This window comes from Sphingomonas sp. LR60, assembly GCF_036855935.1.
GTDB lineage: Bacteria > Pseudomonadota > Alphaproteobacteria > Sphingomonadales > Sphingomonadaceae > Sphingomonas.
This window is the reverse complement of the sequence record NZ_JASPFK010000001.1, coordinates 1,086,874-1,101,134: the sequence shown is the minus strand read 5'-3', so window position 1 is coordinate 1,101,134 and position 14,261 is coordinate 1,086,874. Positions and strand designations below refer to the sequence as shown.

General features: G+C 65.3%; 11 protein-coding genes. 6 read left to right on the top strand and 5 right to left on the bottom strand.

The features are described 5' to 3' along the window. Positions 1 to 36: 36 nt before the first annotated feature. The 4 genes from QP166_RS05030 to QP166_RS05015 form a co-directional block, all read right to left on the bottom strand. Positions 37 to 1,998 (bottom strand): sialate O-acetylesterase, encoded by a 1,962-nt coding sequence (locus QP166_RS05030; RefSeq protein ID WP_333917258.1) that lies wholly within the window; start codon positions 1,996 to 1,998, stop codon positions 37 to 39. Positions 1,999 to 2,302: 304 nt separating this feature from the next. Then, entirely contained in the window at positions 2,303 to 2,989 is a 687-nt protein-coding gene (locus QP166_RS05025; RefSeq protein ID WP_333914919.1) for a FadR/GntR family transcriptional regulator, read from the bottom strand. Between the two features lie 54 nt (positions 2,990 to 3,043). Then, positions 3,044 to 4,264: a cellulase-like family protein gene (locus tag QP166_RS05020; protein WP_333914918.1), complete on the bottom strand. Its 1,221-nt coding sequence runs from the start codon at positions 4,262 to 4,264 to the stop codon at positions 3,044 to 3,046. Continuing rightward, a complete protein-coding gene (locus QP166_RS05015) occupies positions 4,261 to 5,472 on the bottom strand; it encodes a mandelate racemase/muconate lactonizing enzyme family protein (protein ID WP_333914917.1) in 1,212 nt (403 codons plus the stop codon). The genes QP166_RS05020 and QP166_RS05015 overlap by 4 nt, the downstream gene beginning before the upstream one ends. Before the next feature lie 127 nt (positions 5,473 to 5,599). On the opposite strand from QP166_RS05015, the gene QP166_RS05010 reads away from it, so the two are divergent. The 4 genes from QP166_RS05010 to QP166_RS04995 all read left to right on the top strand — a co-directional run bounded on the left by QP166_RS05010 (position 5,600) and on the right by QP166_RS04995 (position 12,135). Beyond that, positions 5,600 to 6,349, top strand: a complete 750-nt coding sequence (locus tag QP166_RS05010) for an SDR family oxidoreductase (protein ID WP_333914916.1) — start codon at positions 5,600 to 5,602, stop codon at positions 6,347 to 6,349. A 77-nt stretch (positions 6,350 to 6,426) separates the two neighbouring features. Further along, positions 6,427 to 9,546 (top strand): TonB-dependent receptor, encoded by a 3,120-nt coding sequence (locus QP166_RS05005; protein ID WP_333914915.1) that lies wholly within the window; start codon positions 6,427 to 6,429, stop codon positions 9,544 to 9,546. 70 nt (positions 9,547 to 9,616) lie between these two features. After that, positions 9,617 to 10,624, top strand: a complete 1,008-nt coding sequence (locus QP166_RS05000; protein WP_333914914.1) for a cupin-like domain-containing protein — start codon at positions 9,617 to 9,619, stop codon at positions 10,622 to 10,624. After that, complete coding sequence (locus tag QP166_RS04995; RefSeq protein ID WP_333914913.1) at positions 10,621 to 12,135, top strand: tryptophan halogenase family protein; 1,515 nt, start codon at positions 10,621 to 10,623, stop codon at positions 12,133 to 12,135. Before QP166_RS05000 ends, QP166_RS04995 begins: the two co-directional genes overlap by 4 nt. Positions 12,136 to 12,144: 9 nt before the next feature. Here QP166_RS04995 and QP166_RS04990 read toward each other — a convergent pair whose 3' ends face one another. After that, complete coding sequence (locus tag QP166_RS04990; RefSeq protein ID WP_333914912.1) at positions 12,145 to 12,819, bottom strand: HAD-IA family hydrolase; 675 nt, start codon at positions 12,817 to 12,819, stop codon at positions 12,145 to 12,147. A gap of 446 nt (positions 12,820 to 13,265) precedes the next feature. Here QP166_RS04990 and QP166_RS04985 point away from each other — a divergent pair, with 446 nt between their 5' ends. Together QP166_RS04985 and QP166_RS04980 are read left to right on the top strand one after the other, a co-directional pair. Beyond that, positions 13,266 to 13,844 carry a tyrosine-type recombinase/integrase gene (locus QP166_RS04985; RefSeq protein WP_333914911.1) on the top strand — a complete coding sequence of 193 codons (579 nt, stop codon included), beginning with the start codon at positions 13,266 to 13,268 and terminating at the stop codon, positions 13,842 to 13,844. Between the two features lie 54 nt (positions 13,845 to 13,898). Continuing rightward, on the top strand, positions 13,899 to 14,261 hold the full coding sequence (locus QP166_RS04980; RefSeq protein WP_333914910.1) for a DUF3768 domain-containing protein: 363 nt from the start codon (positions 13,899 to 13,901) through the stop codon (positions 14,259 to 14,261).

The window sequence follows — 14,261 nt, the reverse complement described above, 5'->3', positions numbered from 1 at the left end:
ACGCGGCGGCGATGAGGCGGATGCGGTGATGGTTTGTCAGCGAATGTCGCTGGCGAACGGCACCGCGGGCAGGTCGTCGATGCCGTAGAGGTTGACGAACGGCGCATCCGCCCAGCCGTAGCGGACGCGGTTCGCGCCGGGCCGGTTGCCGCCGCGAAGGCGGACGGTACGTCCTTCGACCTGCCCCGCTACATAGCGGCAGTCGGTGCCTGCGCAGGATTCGAAGCCGATTGCGACATCGCTGCTATAGGTGAAGAGGCCACGTTCGGCGCGGTCGAAGGTCACGACCAGGTCGTCGCCATCGCGCGCCACGCCGCTAACCTGCGGCCCGCCGTCCGTGATCGCCTCGCCATAGGCGACGGCGCGAGCCGCACGCGCCAGCCGTTCGCCGACCAGCCGTTTCTGCGGCGCATGAACGTCAAAGCGATCGCTGACGTCGATGGTGACGGCGAGGCCGGCGGCAGGATCGGCGCGCACCACCCGCGCCTGCACGTCGCGCAAGGCGGCCCGCGGCGCATCGCCCGGGCGGATCAGCGGCGGGCCGAAGGCGGCGATCTGCGCGACCATGAACGGCAGCGCCGGCTGGCCGAATTGGCTGCGCCAATCCGTCATCAGCATCGGCAGTAGCCGGGCATAGCCCGCGGGATCGCCGACGTTCGCCTCTCCCTGATACCAGGCGATAAGCCGCAAGCCGTAGCCGCCCAGCGGTGCGATCATGCCGTTGTACAAGGTCGACACGCTGTTAGGCACCTGCCACGCCGCGATCGGCGGCGCGCCGTCGGGCACCGCACCGCCGCGGCGGTAGGACCAGCGATCGGCCAGCGGCACGCGCGTGCCGTCGTTCAGCACGATCGCCCGCTGCGCCGAATCGCCGGTCAGGCCGGCACGACCCAGCACGCGGATGGCAATGACGTTGCGTCCGGTATGGACGACGCCGGGCCGCAGCGGATAGTCGCGCCAGAACCAGTCGGCATCGTTCGCGCCTATCCAGTGCCCGTTGATCCAGACACTGTCGTGCCGGTCGATCGTGCCCAGTCCGATGCGATTGGCGGTGGCGGCCTGATCGGCTGACAGATCGACGATCTGGCGGTACCAGCCGACGGTCAGCGGCGCGGTGGCCGGCGTCTCCGCCACATTCGATCGGGCGATCGACCAGGCCGACGCGTCGACGTCGACGCCCCGCCATGCCCGTTCCGCGTTCCATGCCGAGTAATGGGCTAGCCACCAGCCATCGTCGCGGTCATCCTGTGCTCGCAAACCGGCATCGGTATCGCGCGCCATGCGGTCTAGTGCTGACAGTCGGGGGCGATAGGCGGCCATGGTGCCGAGCACCGGCGCGGCGATCCAGTTCTCGATCGTGGTTCCGCCCCAGAAGGATTCGATGAAGCCGATGGGGATGTCGAGGTGGCGCTGCAGCGTCGCCGCCATGTGGAAGCAGACGGCCGAGGCATCGCCCACCGACTGGGGATCGACGATCTTCCACGCCACCGGCTTGGCGAAATCACGCAGCGCGGCGGGCCGGCTGTCACGTTCGACATGGGCGAAGCGCAGCGACGGCATGGCCCGCGGGATGACCCCACCCCATGCGCCCGTGGCGCGCCGCGCGGGAAACTCCATGTTGGACTGGCCGCCGCACAGATAGACGTCGCCGACGAGCATGTCGGTGAGGGTCTGGTGCGTGCGGCCCGATTGGACAGTGAGCGTGTAGGGACCGCCCGCCGGCAGGGCCGGCAAGGTGGTGCTCCATCGACCGCCGACATCAGCGCGAACCGCCACAGTTCGGCCGGCAAGCGTGACCGAGACGTCGGCGCGCGGAGCGGCGTGGCCCCATACTGGGATGGGACGGTCGCGCTGCAACACGCCATGGTCGCCGAAGATGTGGGCGAGGAGCGAGGGAGCAGGCGTGTCTGCCGCTGACGGTGCCTTCGCGGTGGCCACGGCGGATACAGTAACGGTCAATATTCCCGCCGCGGCGAGGGCCGTCCAGCCAAGCCTCATGATCGTCACCGATGTTCCTTCTGCGCTGGCCGCCCCACGGTGTGTGGGCCGCTGTAATTGACCGCGCAAGAACCTGTAGCATAGGTTGGTCGAAACGTTGGTGCATTTCGGAGCGCTTCCGTACCGACAAGCGGGAGAAGTTGATGATCGGCAAGACGTTCGCGTGAGCCGCCGTCGCTGTCAGCATCGCCGCGATGGCGGCGCTGCAGGTGCCGGGCAAGCCGCCCGCGGAGGGAGCGCGGAGCGCGGTAAGGGGTGGAACGTCGTGCCGGCACGGATCGCCGTCCGGCCGTGATGCAACGCGTCAGTTGAAGCCGGATCCGGCCAATGCACGCAGGCTGAGTTCGAAATGCGCGTCCATCGCCGCTTGCGCCGCGACCGGGTCACCCGCCTTGATGGCGTTGGCGATCCGGTCGTGCTGGTCGAATACCGCGAGGCGATCTTCGTTGGTGCGCCGCGCCTGCCATCCGATCGGGCAGGTCTTGCGCATCAATTCGGCGAACGAGCCGATCAGCAGCGCCAGCAGCGGATTGCGCGTCGCTTCCGCAATGGCGGCGTGGAAGGCAATGTCGTGTTCCACCTGCTGCGGCAGGTCATCGCCCGCCTGGCGCAGCAAGCCGGACAGTGCGACTATGCGATCCGCCTCCGCCTCGGTGCGCTGCATCGCCGCCAATTCTGCGGTGCGGCGCTCGAGCGCGCGGCGCGCGTCCCATACCTGTTGCACCGTCGCCTGAGCCGTGCTGACCGCATGGGCCATCGGGATGGCCACGACCGAGCCGTCGATCCGACCGACCCGGGGACGTCGGCCGTTGCTCGTCTCGATCAGGCGCAGCGCGCCGAGCGCGCCGAACGCCTGACGCACCACCGTGCGGCTGACGCCGACCGATCCGGCGAAGTCATTCTCGCTGGGCAGGGGATCGCCGCTGCGTAGGCGCTGAGCGGCGATGTATCCGGTGACGGCGTCGATGACCGCCTGCGTTCCTTCGCTCACGCGCGCGTGCTCACCTGGCAATGATCGGAGAGGGTGGCGATCGGGCGCGTCATATCAGGCGGTAAGTTGCGCCCAAAGTCGACCTGATTGCAAGGCGGGATCGACCGGACCCTGCTTGATCGCGCGGGTGAGCGCGCGGTGCCAGGCTATGTCGCGCCACATGCCCTGGAACTGTGGACCGCAGAAGTTGCTGGTGGCGATCGCTAGCCAACGACCGGTTCGCGAGGCTTCGAGCGTGCCCAGCGCGCACAATTCCTTCACCCAATCCCAGCGTAGCAGTGGCCAATCCTTATAGTCGACGATGCCCCAGCATTCGGTGGTGATCATCGGCAGCCGCGCAGTGCGCGAGGCGGCGGCCGCGGCGGCGATCTGGTCGGTCAGCGACGTGCGCCAATAGTCGGCCCTGGCGGTGTAGACGTCGTACGCCTGGAGCTGGAGGTTGTGATAGCCTTCGTCCGAGAAGCGGTCGCCCTTGTAGCCAACGGCCTTGGCGAACTCGTTGTGCTTCCCGTTCGCCATCCAGATGTGGTATTCGCAGGCATCCATCATGCTCGCGTCGCCGCTGGCATAGTCGGCGATCTCGCCGGCCGTTCCCGAGAACAGCAGCGGCATGTCGAGATAGTCGGGCCGCAGCGCCGCGATCGCACCGCGCATCCAGGTCAGCGACCGCGGATCGCGCCACGCGCCCCATTGCAACGGCGGATCGAGGAAGGTCGCCCAGATCGGCCCCGGCCATTCGTTGCAGAAATCGACGTAGACGATGGTGTCGAGCAGCCCGGCCCGCTCGATCGCGCGCAGTGTCTGCCGCCATATGTCGGCCAGCGCGGCGGGCGTCTTGATCCGTTGGCGGACGTTGTCGGCGTCCTCGCGAAACCAGGTCGACAGGGCGACGCGCACGCCATGCGCGCGGCAGCGGGCTATAAATTGCGTGAGAGCAGGAAGGACGGCGACCCGCGTCAGTGTAGGCGCGCCCCAATCCTGGTTGTTCCACACCGGCTTCAGCAGCCATTCGCGCGTGTCGTCGGCCGCGACCAGATGCGGATAGGCGTCGATCCGTACCGCGTCGTAGCCGCGGTCGACCAACTCCTCTAATGCGATGTCCCAATCCTCGTACCCTGCGCCGGGCCAGCGCCGCTCGAGCCAGGAAAAATCCCACATCGCGATCGCGAGCGGCCGGCCCCGCCGCGGGCGTGGCGGCGCCGCAGTCGCGGGTGCCGGAGCGGTCGCAACTGCCCCGAGGCCGACGAGCACGTCCTTGCGGGTGATGCCGGTCATGCGGCGCTGTTCGCATCATAGCGGCGACGTGTGACGGTCAGCCGAGCGTCGAGATCGTCATGGAGCTCGAGCCCGAGTCCGGGACCATCGGGTACGGTGATCATGCCGCCACGCACCGGCGGCAACTGGGTGACGAGATCCTGGTACCAGCCGTTGTAGAAGGCGCGCACCGATTCCTGCACCAACGCATTGGTGGCGTTGAGGCAAAGGTGGGTCGAGGCGGTGAGCACGACCGGACCGGTACAATCATGCGGCGCGACCGGCAGGTGCCACGTCTCCGCCATCGCGGCGATCTTGCGCGCTTCCGACAGGCCGCCGCACCAACCGAGATCGAGCATGATCACCCCAGCTGCCTCCGTTTCGAGCAGATCGCGGAACGCCCAGCGCGACCCCAGCGTCTCGGACGCGCACAACGGCGCTCGGCTGCGCTGGGCGTAACGCTTCAGCGATCCCAGGCTGTCCATCCGGATCGGGTCTTCGTGCCAGAAGGTGTCGAAAGGGGCGAGCGCCTCGGCGATGCGGATCGCGGGCGGCAACAGCCAGAGCGAGTGGAATTCGACCATGATGTCGATCCGGTCGCCCACCGCCTTGCGGATGCGTTCAAACGGTTTCAACGCGTCGCGCAACTCTTCGGGCGAAATGTATGCGCCCATGTTGCGTTCGGCGGCGTGATCGAACGGCCAGATCTTCATCGCCGTGATACCCGACTCGAGCAGGTCGGCGGCGAGTTCGTCGGCGCGTGTCATGAAGGCTTCGAGATCGTCGTGGCCGGTGACACGGGTAATGCCGCGGCCCCAGTTCTCGATCGACTGGCCACGCGTCGTGCGGACGTAATGCGAACCGGCGCACGTGTTGTAAGTGCGGATTGACTCGCGTGTGCGGCCGCCCAGAAGCTGCCAGATCGGCTCACCCGCGACCTTGCCGAATAAATCCCACAGTGCGATGTCGATCGCCGATGCGGCGCGGATTTCGACACCGGTCGAACGGAAGCCGACATATCCCGCCAGCAACCGCGAGATGGCGTCGATCGCGAGCGGATCGCGACCGATCAGCTGCGGCGCGGCAACCTCGTGGATGTGCGCCTCGACCGCGGCGGCACCGTAGAAGGTTTCACCAAGGCCGCTGATCCCCTCGTCGGTATGGACCTGAACCCACAGCAGGTTGGGAAACTCTGCCACGCGGATCGTCTCGATCGCGGTGATCTTCATGATCGTCATTCCCCCAACCACATGTTGTTCGTCAACCTTATATGCAGATCGATAGCTACCTGTGATACAGGTTGTTGACAAGCTGTCTAGTTGCTGCGAGACCGGACAGACGAGAGGAATAGTCTGGATGTCTGACGGGGTGCTTGCAGGAAAAGCTGCGCTCATCACGGGTGCGCTGGGCACATTGGGCCGGGCGGAAGCGGTACGTCTGCGCGACGCTGGCGCACATCTATGCCTGCTCGATCTGCCTTGCCTCGAGCAGGAGGGTCACGCGCTCGCGGCCGAGATAGGGTCGGGCGCGCGCTATGTCGGCGTCGACCTGACGAGGCTAGATGAGGCGCAGCGCAGTATCGCCAGCCTCGACACCGAGCAGCCGATCGACATCCTGGTCAACAACGCCGCGTTGATAATCAACAAGCCGTTCCAGCAATTCTCGTCGGCAGAGTTCGAGGACCAGATGCGGGTCAACGCGTCGGCGGCCTTCGCGCTTGTCCTGGCACTGGCGCCGGGGATGAAGGCGCGCGGCTACGGCAAGATCGTCAATTTCTGTTCGCTGGTCCTCAATGGCCGGTGGGACGGATACGTACCCTATGTCGCGTCGAAGGGGGCGGTGCTGGGGCTGACCAAGTCGCTGGCGCGCGAACTGGGCGCTTTCGGCATCTGCGTGAACGCGGTGGCGCCGGGCGCGGTGGTGTCGAACGCCGAGGAGCGCGTGTTTGGCGACCGATTGGCCGAATACAATCAATGGATCCTGGAAAACCAAAGCGTGAAGCGCCGGATCGAGGCCGCCGACGTGGCGAACCTGGTATTGTTCCTGGCGTCTCCAGCGTCGGACATGATCTCGGGACAGATTATCGGGATCGACGGGGGATGGTGACCATCCAGCCATCGGCGATCCGTCACGGTGCAACGCCCGCCCTCATCAACAAAAACAAACAGGCAAGGGGAAGATTCATGGGGAACGCAGCACTCGTGCGCAGGCTGGCGCTGCTGGCGACGGTATCCGCGCTCGCGTTCGCCGGCAGCGCGCTGGCGCAGACGACCGCACCGGGCGCGACCGGACCATCGACGCCGCAGGGGAATGCGCAGGATCCGACGCCGACCAGTGGCACGGACGAAACCGCCGAGGGCGCCGACATCGTCGTCACCGGTATCCGCGCATCGCAGGAGCGCGCGATCGCGCTGAAGCGCAACGCGGCCTCGGTGATCGATTCGATCTCTGCCGAGGACATTGGCAAGCTGCCCGACGTTACCATCTCCGATTCGCTGCAGCGCATTCCTGGCGTTCAGATTCGCCGCGGAGCGGGTGAAGGTGGCGCGGTCAACGTGCGCGGCCTGCCGCAGGTGACAACGCTGTTGAACGGCGAATCCTATCTCAGCGGCAACTCGATCACGAGCGTGCAGCCAAATTTCCAGGACATCCCGTCGCAGCTGTTCTCCGGCGCCGACGTCGTCAAATCGTCGACTGCCGATCTGCTCGACGCGGGCATCACGGGCACGGTCAACCTGCGCACGCGGCGCCCGTTCGACTTCACCAAGACGCTGACGGTGTCGGCCGCGGGCGAAATCCAGCATGGCCAGAAGACCGATCGGTGGGAGCCCAACGTCAACGGGCTGGTGGCGTATCGCGGCGACCGGTTCGGTATCCTGGTGGCGGCTGCCTATACCAAGATCCACCTCGCCAATTCGCAGGAAGGCATCATCGCCGGCTACGGCGGTCAGGTGCGGTCGGAGGGGACCGACGCGCTCGGCACCAGCGGCTTCTCGCCCTCGTTCCGCCCGCGCGGTGTCCGCTTCGGCACCCAGGGCGCCGACGTTAACGGCGATGGCGACATTAACGACGCCTATTTCGTGTCGCAGGGCTTCCAGGGTTACAACACCGAGAACCGTCGCGAGCGGCTGGGCATCAACGGCTCGGTCCAATTCAAGCTGAGCGACAACCTCGAACTGACCGGCGACGCCTTCTATGCCAAGCAGGACGAGCGCGCCCGCATCGCCGGCTTCCAGCAGGCTAACATCAACTGGCAAGCCGCCGAGTTCGTGCCGACCCAGACGCGCAATACCGGCGCCAAGGTGCGCGGGACCTACGACTTCAACACCGTCAGCGTCTACGACTACGACCTTGGTGACTTCACGCTATGGTCGCAGAACGACCATTCTGTGACCAAGTCGCAGAACTACAATCTCGAACTGAAGTTCGACAATGACGACAACTTCAAGATCGTTGCGCGCGGCCTGTATGGCAAGGCAAGCCAGACCTACGATCAGAGCTACGCCGCGTTCAGCCCGTCGAACGGGCGCCAGTGGCAGCCCGGCGGTATCGGCAATTACCCCGATTCGATCGGGGGCGATCGGCCCTTCAATCCCAACGGCTACACCGTCAACACGCTGGCGGGGTTGAACTCTCTGCATTCGATCGTCGACTTTACCGGAGATCGCCCGACATTCTCGCTGCCGCAGCAGCTGCTGACCCAGCTCGGCGATCCGGCACAGATCGGGTTCAAGGGAACGTCGTCGGAAACCAACTATCGCCGCAACGCCGATCTGAAGGTCGGCCGCATCGATGCGACGTGGAAGGTCAACGACGAGCTCAGCCTGGAATTCGGCGGCCGTTACAGCGACCGATCAGCGGACAACTATTCGTTCGACCGCGCCGCGCCGCTGTATGCGGGCCTGGCGCAAGGGCCGGCGGCGACTGCGGATCGTGCCTGCCTGGTCAAGTGGAAGTCGTTCGACGTCGCGCTGAATTCCAATTCGGCGACCAATCCGGCGGCGTGCTTCGTGCCCGATGGTGCGGGCGGCTTCTACACCGCCGGCATCGCCTATCGCGGCAACGATCCGAAGTTCAACGGCCTACTGGCGCAGGTCAAGCCGCCTACGGCCGGCGTGCCGGCGCTCTACGTGCTCGATCCCAAAGCGATGGACAACGCGCAGGCGTTCCAAGACTCCTTCTATCCCGGCAACGTAGAGGTCGCCAATCCGGGCGCGTCCTATGCCGTGGGCGTGAAGCAGGTCACCGGCTATTTCCAGATCAACGGCCAAGGCGAGCTGTTCGGCATGCCGGTCCGCGCCAACGGCGGCGTGAAGGTGATCGAGACGCGGCTCGACGTGATCCAGAACATTACCGGCGTGCCGCGCCCCTATGGCCTCGCCAACGCCTTTCAGGGCACCACGGAAACGAAGCGGGGCTTCACCGACTTCCTGCCGTCGATCAACGTCGCGGTCGACGTCACGAGCGACCTGCGCCTGCGCGGTGCGGTGACGCGTACGATGACGCTGCTCAACCTTAGTCAATGGGGTGGGGGCCTCAACCCGACCTATGCCATCGATACCAGCGGACCGACTCCACTGTTCCGGGTGACGGGCGGCAGTTCGTCGGGCAATCCGCAGCTCGATCCGTGGCGGGCGACCAACTTCGACCTGTCGGCGGAATACTACATCGGCCGCGGCAGCCTGTTGAGCCTCGCCGGCTTCTATATTCAGGTCGACAGCTTCACGCAGAACGGCACGATCGTGCGCACCGATCTGCCCGACAATGACGGGGTTGTCCGAGGACGGCCGGTCTCCATCACCACGCCGGTCCAGGGCGCGTCGGGCACGCTGAAGGGCGTCGAGGCGCAATGGAAGCAGTCGTTCCGTGACCTTGCCTTCATGCCGACGCTGCTGTCGAACTTCGGTTTCGACCTCAATCTGACCTATTCGCCGTCGAAGTCGGGCGCGAAGGATCTGGCCGGACGCGACGTGCCCTTCCAGGATAATTCGAAGATCCAGACCAACGTCACCGGCTTCTACCAGGACGACCACCTCCAGGCACGCGTGGCGTGGAACTATCGGTCGGAGCGTGCGGTGTCGCAGAACTTCGGCGGCGTCGGCGGCCTTCAGCTGTACCAGTCGCCGGTCAGCTATGTCGACGCGTCGGTCAGCTACGACTTCACGCCCAACTTCACCATCTATGCGCAAGGGTCAAACCTGACCGGCGAGTACGAGCGCTACTATTTGGTCTGGGAGGACCAGAAGGCCTACAACAACCTTTACGAACGGCGGTTCACGATGGGCGCGCGGGTCAAGTTCTGATCTCGGCGCTGCGTCTTGTTGATCGCCGCGGCCCTGCAGGGGCACGGCATCGCATTGCTCCGAGGCGGGGATGAGCCAGCCGGTCGCCGACCGCGGTTCGATCGACGCGGCGGGCTTTGCCGCCGAGATCGTGACGGCGTATCGGCCGGTCGTCCTGCGCGGGCAGGCGGCCGCCTGGCCCGCGGTCGAGGCGGCGCGTCGCTCCGACGAGGCGCTGGTCAACTATATCGCCGCGCTCGACAGCGGGACGCAGACTGAATTGCTGGTCGGGCCGCCCGAGATCGGCGGGCGATACTTCTACGACGGTGCGTTGCGCGGGTGCAATTTCCAGAAGCGCGGGACGACGGTCACGGGGCTGCTGAGACATTTGCTCAGCCAGCGCGGACAGGTCCGGCCGAACGCGCTGTATGCGGGGGCCGCGGCGACCGGCGCGGTCCTGCCGGGATGGACCACGGCCAATCCGATCGGCTTCGATCTGCCGACGGCGAAGGCGCGGGTGTGGATCGGCAACGAAAGCCACGTCGCTACCCACTTCGATGAGTCGAGCAACTTGATGGTGGTTGTTGCGGGCACCCGTCGCGTCACCCTGTTCCCGCCCGAGCAGGTTGACAACCTCTATGTCGGTCCGCTGCACCTGACCATCGCCGGTCCGCCGGTGAGCATGGTCGACGTGGCGAAACCCGACCTGGATCGCTACCCGCGCTACGCCGAGGCGGCGCGTCACGCCCTTCACGCTGACCTGGCGCCCGGCGACGCGCTCTACATTCCGCCGATCTGGTGGCATGCAGTCCACGCCCGAGGACCGCTCAACGTGATGGTCAACCATTGGTGGGCCGAAGCCGACAGCCGGTCCGCGCTGGCAGCAATGATCGAGACCCTACGCGCCATCCGCGACCTTCCGCCCGCACACCGGCAGGCGTGGCGGCACTGGTTCGACACGATGGTGTTCGGCGACGAGGCGGCGAGCATGGCCGACCATCTGCCCGACCATGCCCGCGGGTATGTCGGCCCGCAATCGCCTGAGCGAGATGCTTTCCTGCGCGCGATGGACGGCGAGCCGCAGCGGCGGTCGCCGTGAGCGCAGGACGGGTGCGATCGGTCGTCATTGCCGGCGGCGGGACGGCGGGGTGGATGGCGGCGGCGCTGCTGTCGCGTCGGCTCGCGCCACTGGGCATCGCGATCACGCTCGTCGAATCGACCACGATCGGAACGGTTGGCGTCGGCGAGGCCACCACGCCCGCAATCCGCGACTTCTTCGCCGAGGCAGGCCTCGACGAGGCGGAGGTCATGCGCGCGAGCAATGCCACTGCCAAGCTCGGCATCCTGTTCGATGGCTGGACCGGTGAGGACAGCGGCTTCTTCCATCCCTTTGGTCTGTACGGCTCACCATCGAACGGCGTCGACTTCCACCAATATTGGTCGAAGTTGCATGCTGGCGGCAACCGGACGACGCTCGACCGGTACAGCCTTGCGAGCCAGCTTGCGCTCAGTGGGCGGATGATGACGCCGCTGCGCCCCGCGCCCGACTATGGGTTCTTCGATTGGGCAGTCCATTTCGACGCGGCGCTGTTCGCCCATCATCTGCGCGAGGTCGCCGAGGCCCGGGGCGTGACCCGGGTCGATGCCCGGATCAACCGGGTCGAGCGCTGCGGCGAAACCGGCCGCCTCTTGTCGCTGCACACCGACACCGGCGCGCAAATCTCGGGCGATCTCTTCATCGACTGCACCGGATTCAGGGCGCTGCTTGCCGGCGAGACGCTAGGCGAGCCCTATGACGACTGGCGCACCTTGCTGCCGGTCGATCGAGCCGTTGCGATCCCGTGCGCCTATCGGGAGGGTGCCGCGCCCATTGAGCCGTACACCCGGGTGACGGCACGGGCGGCGGGATGGCAATGGCGCATCCCGCTGCGGCACCGCATTGGCAACGGCTATGTCTATGCGAGCAGTCACTTATCCGACGACGAGGCCGCAGCGACGCTGCGCGCCACACTCGAAGGGGAGGCATTCGCCGAACCCAACCTTCTCCGCTTTACCACGGGGCGTCGCCAGCGCGTCTGGGTGTCGAACTGCGTGGCGCTGGGCCTCGCGGCGGGCTTCCTCGAGCCGTTGGAATCGACCAGCATCACGCTGATCTACTCGGGGCTGCAGCGCCTATTGGCGCTGTTTCCGGACGACGGCATGAATCCGGCGCTCGCCGACGAATACAACCGGATCACGCGGCTCGAATATGAGCGCGTTCGCGACTTCCTGATCCTGCATTACTGGGCGAATAGGCGTTCGGAACCGTTCTGGGCCGAACGTCGCGCGACGCCATTGCCCGACGGGCTGGCGCGCAAGATCCGGCTCTTCGCCGCGCGGGGACGAATGGTGCGGATGGAGTGGGAAACCTTCGCCGATCCGAGCTGGCTGGCGATCTTCGTGGGTCTCGGCATCATGCCCGAGGCATGGGATCCGCTGGCGGATAGTTTCACGTCGCAGCAGATCGAGAGCGCGTTCGGGCGAATAACACGCGACGTCGCGAAACTGGCGGCTTCCGCACCGACGCATCGCGCCTGGCTCGCGGCAAGGCTGGGTGACTCAGCCGGCTGACGCGGCTCGTCAGGATCGTGCCCGACCGGGGCAGGACACGCGCCATGACTCCATCGATGTCTGCTCCAGCGACAGGTCGGTATAATCGCCGATACCGTTCGCATGCACCGCGTCACGACCGGGATGGGCATGGGTGATGACGACGACGGTCGCGCCGGATCGCTCCGCCGCGAGAATGCCCGCGGGTGCATCCTCAAACACGAGGCACTGGTCGATGGCGACGCCGAGCCGCTCGGCGGCGAGAATGAAGCAGGACGGATCGGGTTTGCCACGATCCACGTCGGCCGCGCAGATCAGCACTGGCGGTACTGGGAGACCAGCCTCGTCGAGCCGACGCAGAGCCAGGGCTCGCGGCGCCGAGGTGACGATGGCCCAGCGATCTGCGGGCAGTTGGGTCAGGAACGAACCGGCCCCCGGGATGGCGGTGACGCCGTCCATATCGGCAAGCTCGGCGGCAAAGATCGCCGCTGCCTCGTCGTCTGGATCGAGGCCGGGTAAATCGAGCAGCCGAATGACGTCGCGCACTTGCATACCGTGCGCATTCGGCAGGAACGTAGCGGCATCCAACCCAAAGCGAGCTGCCCACCTACCCCAGACGCGTTTCGAAGCCTCGATGGAGGTCAGCAGCGTGCCATCCATATCGAATAGGAAGCCCGCAAAGCTACAGTCGCTTAAGTTCGTCATCTATCGCCTTTATACCATTTATCGTGAGTAAACGTACGATTCGTGATCTCAGCGCGTTTTCAACAGCCACAATCGGTTGTGCTTCTCCCCGTTGACGCACGAATTTGTGCTGGCTTTAAAGTGTCAGAAAGGTGCGTCACAAGTCCGCTCACGTCTTGGAGTTGTGGCGAGCCGTTCACCCCCATCCCCCACCGACTGAACTAACGTCGCTTTTTAGAAATTTCGACTAGAAAGCGGCCATTCCCCTCTCCACCAGCTACGACAGCGGGCTCAGTCAATAAACTAAGACCTGCTCGACCTTCAACTTGCAAATAGCAAGATCAACGTCGCGCCCATGATGCAGTCCCAAAGTTACGCGATCGAACCAACCTTGAGTTAGCAGCAGGGGCGTGCTATAATGATGTAGCATTAGTAGTTGCTGACACCTACTTACATCGGAGATTATCATGCCCAACCCTGCACGGGTGCTGGAGCATGCTGACGTGCGCCAGCTCATTCGACTGGTGCGCGCCCAGCGCCATGCCCCACGTAACCTGGTCATCGTTTTACTAAGCTTCAAAGCAGGTTTGCGTGCCTGCGAAATCGCCGGCCTCGATTGGCGGATGGTGCTGACGCCACGCGGACAAGTGGCGCACCAACTGCTGGTGTCCGGGCATATCGCTAAGAATGGACATGCACGCGTCCTTCCGATGAATGGCGAACTTCGTGCGTCACTAAGTGCATTGCACCGCTTACATGGCAAACCACGTACCGGCCCAGTGGTGCGGTCGGAGCGCGGCGACCACCTTCGCCCCCGCAGCATCGTCAACTGGTTTGCCGGCGTCTATGCAGAACTGGGCATGGATGGCTGCTCCTCCCATTCCGGGCGGCGCACCTTCATCACAAGGTCAGCACGGCTTCTGACACGTAGCGGCGGGTCACTGCGCGACGTCCAGGAGCTTGCTGGCCATCGTCAGCTCACCACTACCGAGCGCTACATCCAGGGCGACCGCGCTGCACAGCGCAGGCTGATCCACCTGGTCTGACGGGCTACTGTCCCTCCCCTACCCTCGACATCTGCTGCACCAAGGAGAATTCGCATGACTGGGAAGCCTGACACGCGCGCCTGCGACATGCCGGCCGCGCTTGCCCCACTTACCTTGCTTAACGACGCGTTTCGCCGTGATCCCACCGGCGGCCAGCTGTTCACCACCGCTGGCGTCATCTCGCTAGGAGATGCCGCGCTATTAAGCGTGCTCGAACTCGTACACACCTTTGATGCCTTCACGCCCGACAACGACCCCAACGGGGAACATGATTTCGGATCATTCCACTGGCAAGGCGAGCGGCTGTTTTGGAAGATCGATTACTACGACCGATCGCTTCGCCTTGGTTCGCCCGATCCGCTCGATCCATCTCTGACGATCCGCGTGCTTACGATCATGCTGGCTAGCGAGTACTGA

Excerpts from the sequence above, each read along its gene's own strand:
- QP166_RS05010 (WP_333914916.1), top strand. The coding sequence starts at position 5,600 with ATGTCTGACGGGGTGCTTGCAGGAAAAGCTGCGCTCATCACGGGTGCG.
- QP166_RS05030 (WP_333917258.1), bottom strand. The coding sequence starts at position 1,998 with ATGAGGCTTGGCTGGACGGCCCTCGCCGCGGCGGGAATATTGACCGTT.
- QP166_RS04980 (WP_333914910.1), top strand. The coding sequence starts at position 13,899 with ATGACTGGGAAGCCTGACACGCGCGCCTGCGACATGCCGGCCGCGCTT.
- QP166_RS05005 (WP_333914915.1), top strand. The coding sequence starts at position 6,427 with ATGGGGAACGCAGCACTCGTGCGCAGGCTGGCGCTGCTGGCGACGGTA.
- QP166_RS04990 (WP_333914912.1), bottom strand. The coding sequence starts at position 12,819 with ATGACGAACTTAAGCGACTGTAGCTTTGCGGGCTTCCTATTCGATATG.
- QP166_RS04985 (WP_333914911.1), top strand. The coding sequence starts at position 13,266 with ATGCCCAACCCTGCACGGGTGCTGGAGCATGCTGACGTGCGCCAGCTC.
- QP166_RS05020 (WP_333914918.1), bottom strand. The coding sequence starts at position 4,264 with ATGACCGGCATCACCCGCAAGGACGTGCTCGTCGGCCTCGGGGCAGTT.
- QP166_RS05000 (WP_333914914.1), top strand. The coding sequence starts at position 9,617 with ATGAGCCAGCCGGTCGCCGACCGCGGTTCGATCGACGCGGCGGGCTTT.
- QP166_RS05015 (WP_333914917.1), bottom strand. The coding sequence starts at position 5,472 with ATGAAGATCACCGCGATCGAGACGATCCGCGTGGCAGAGTTTCCCAAC.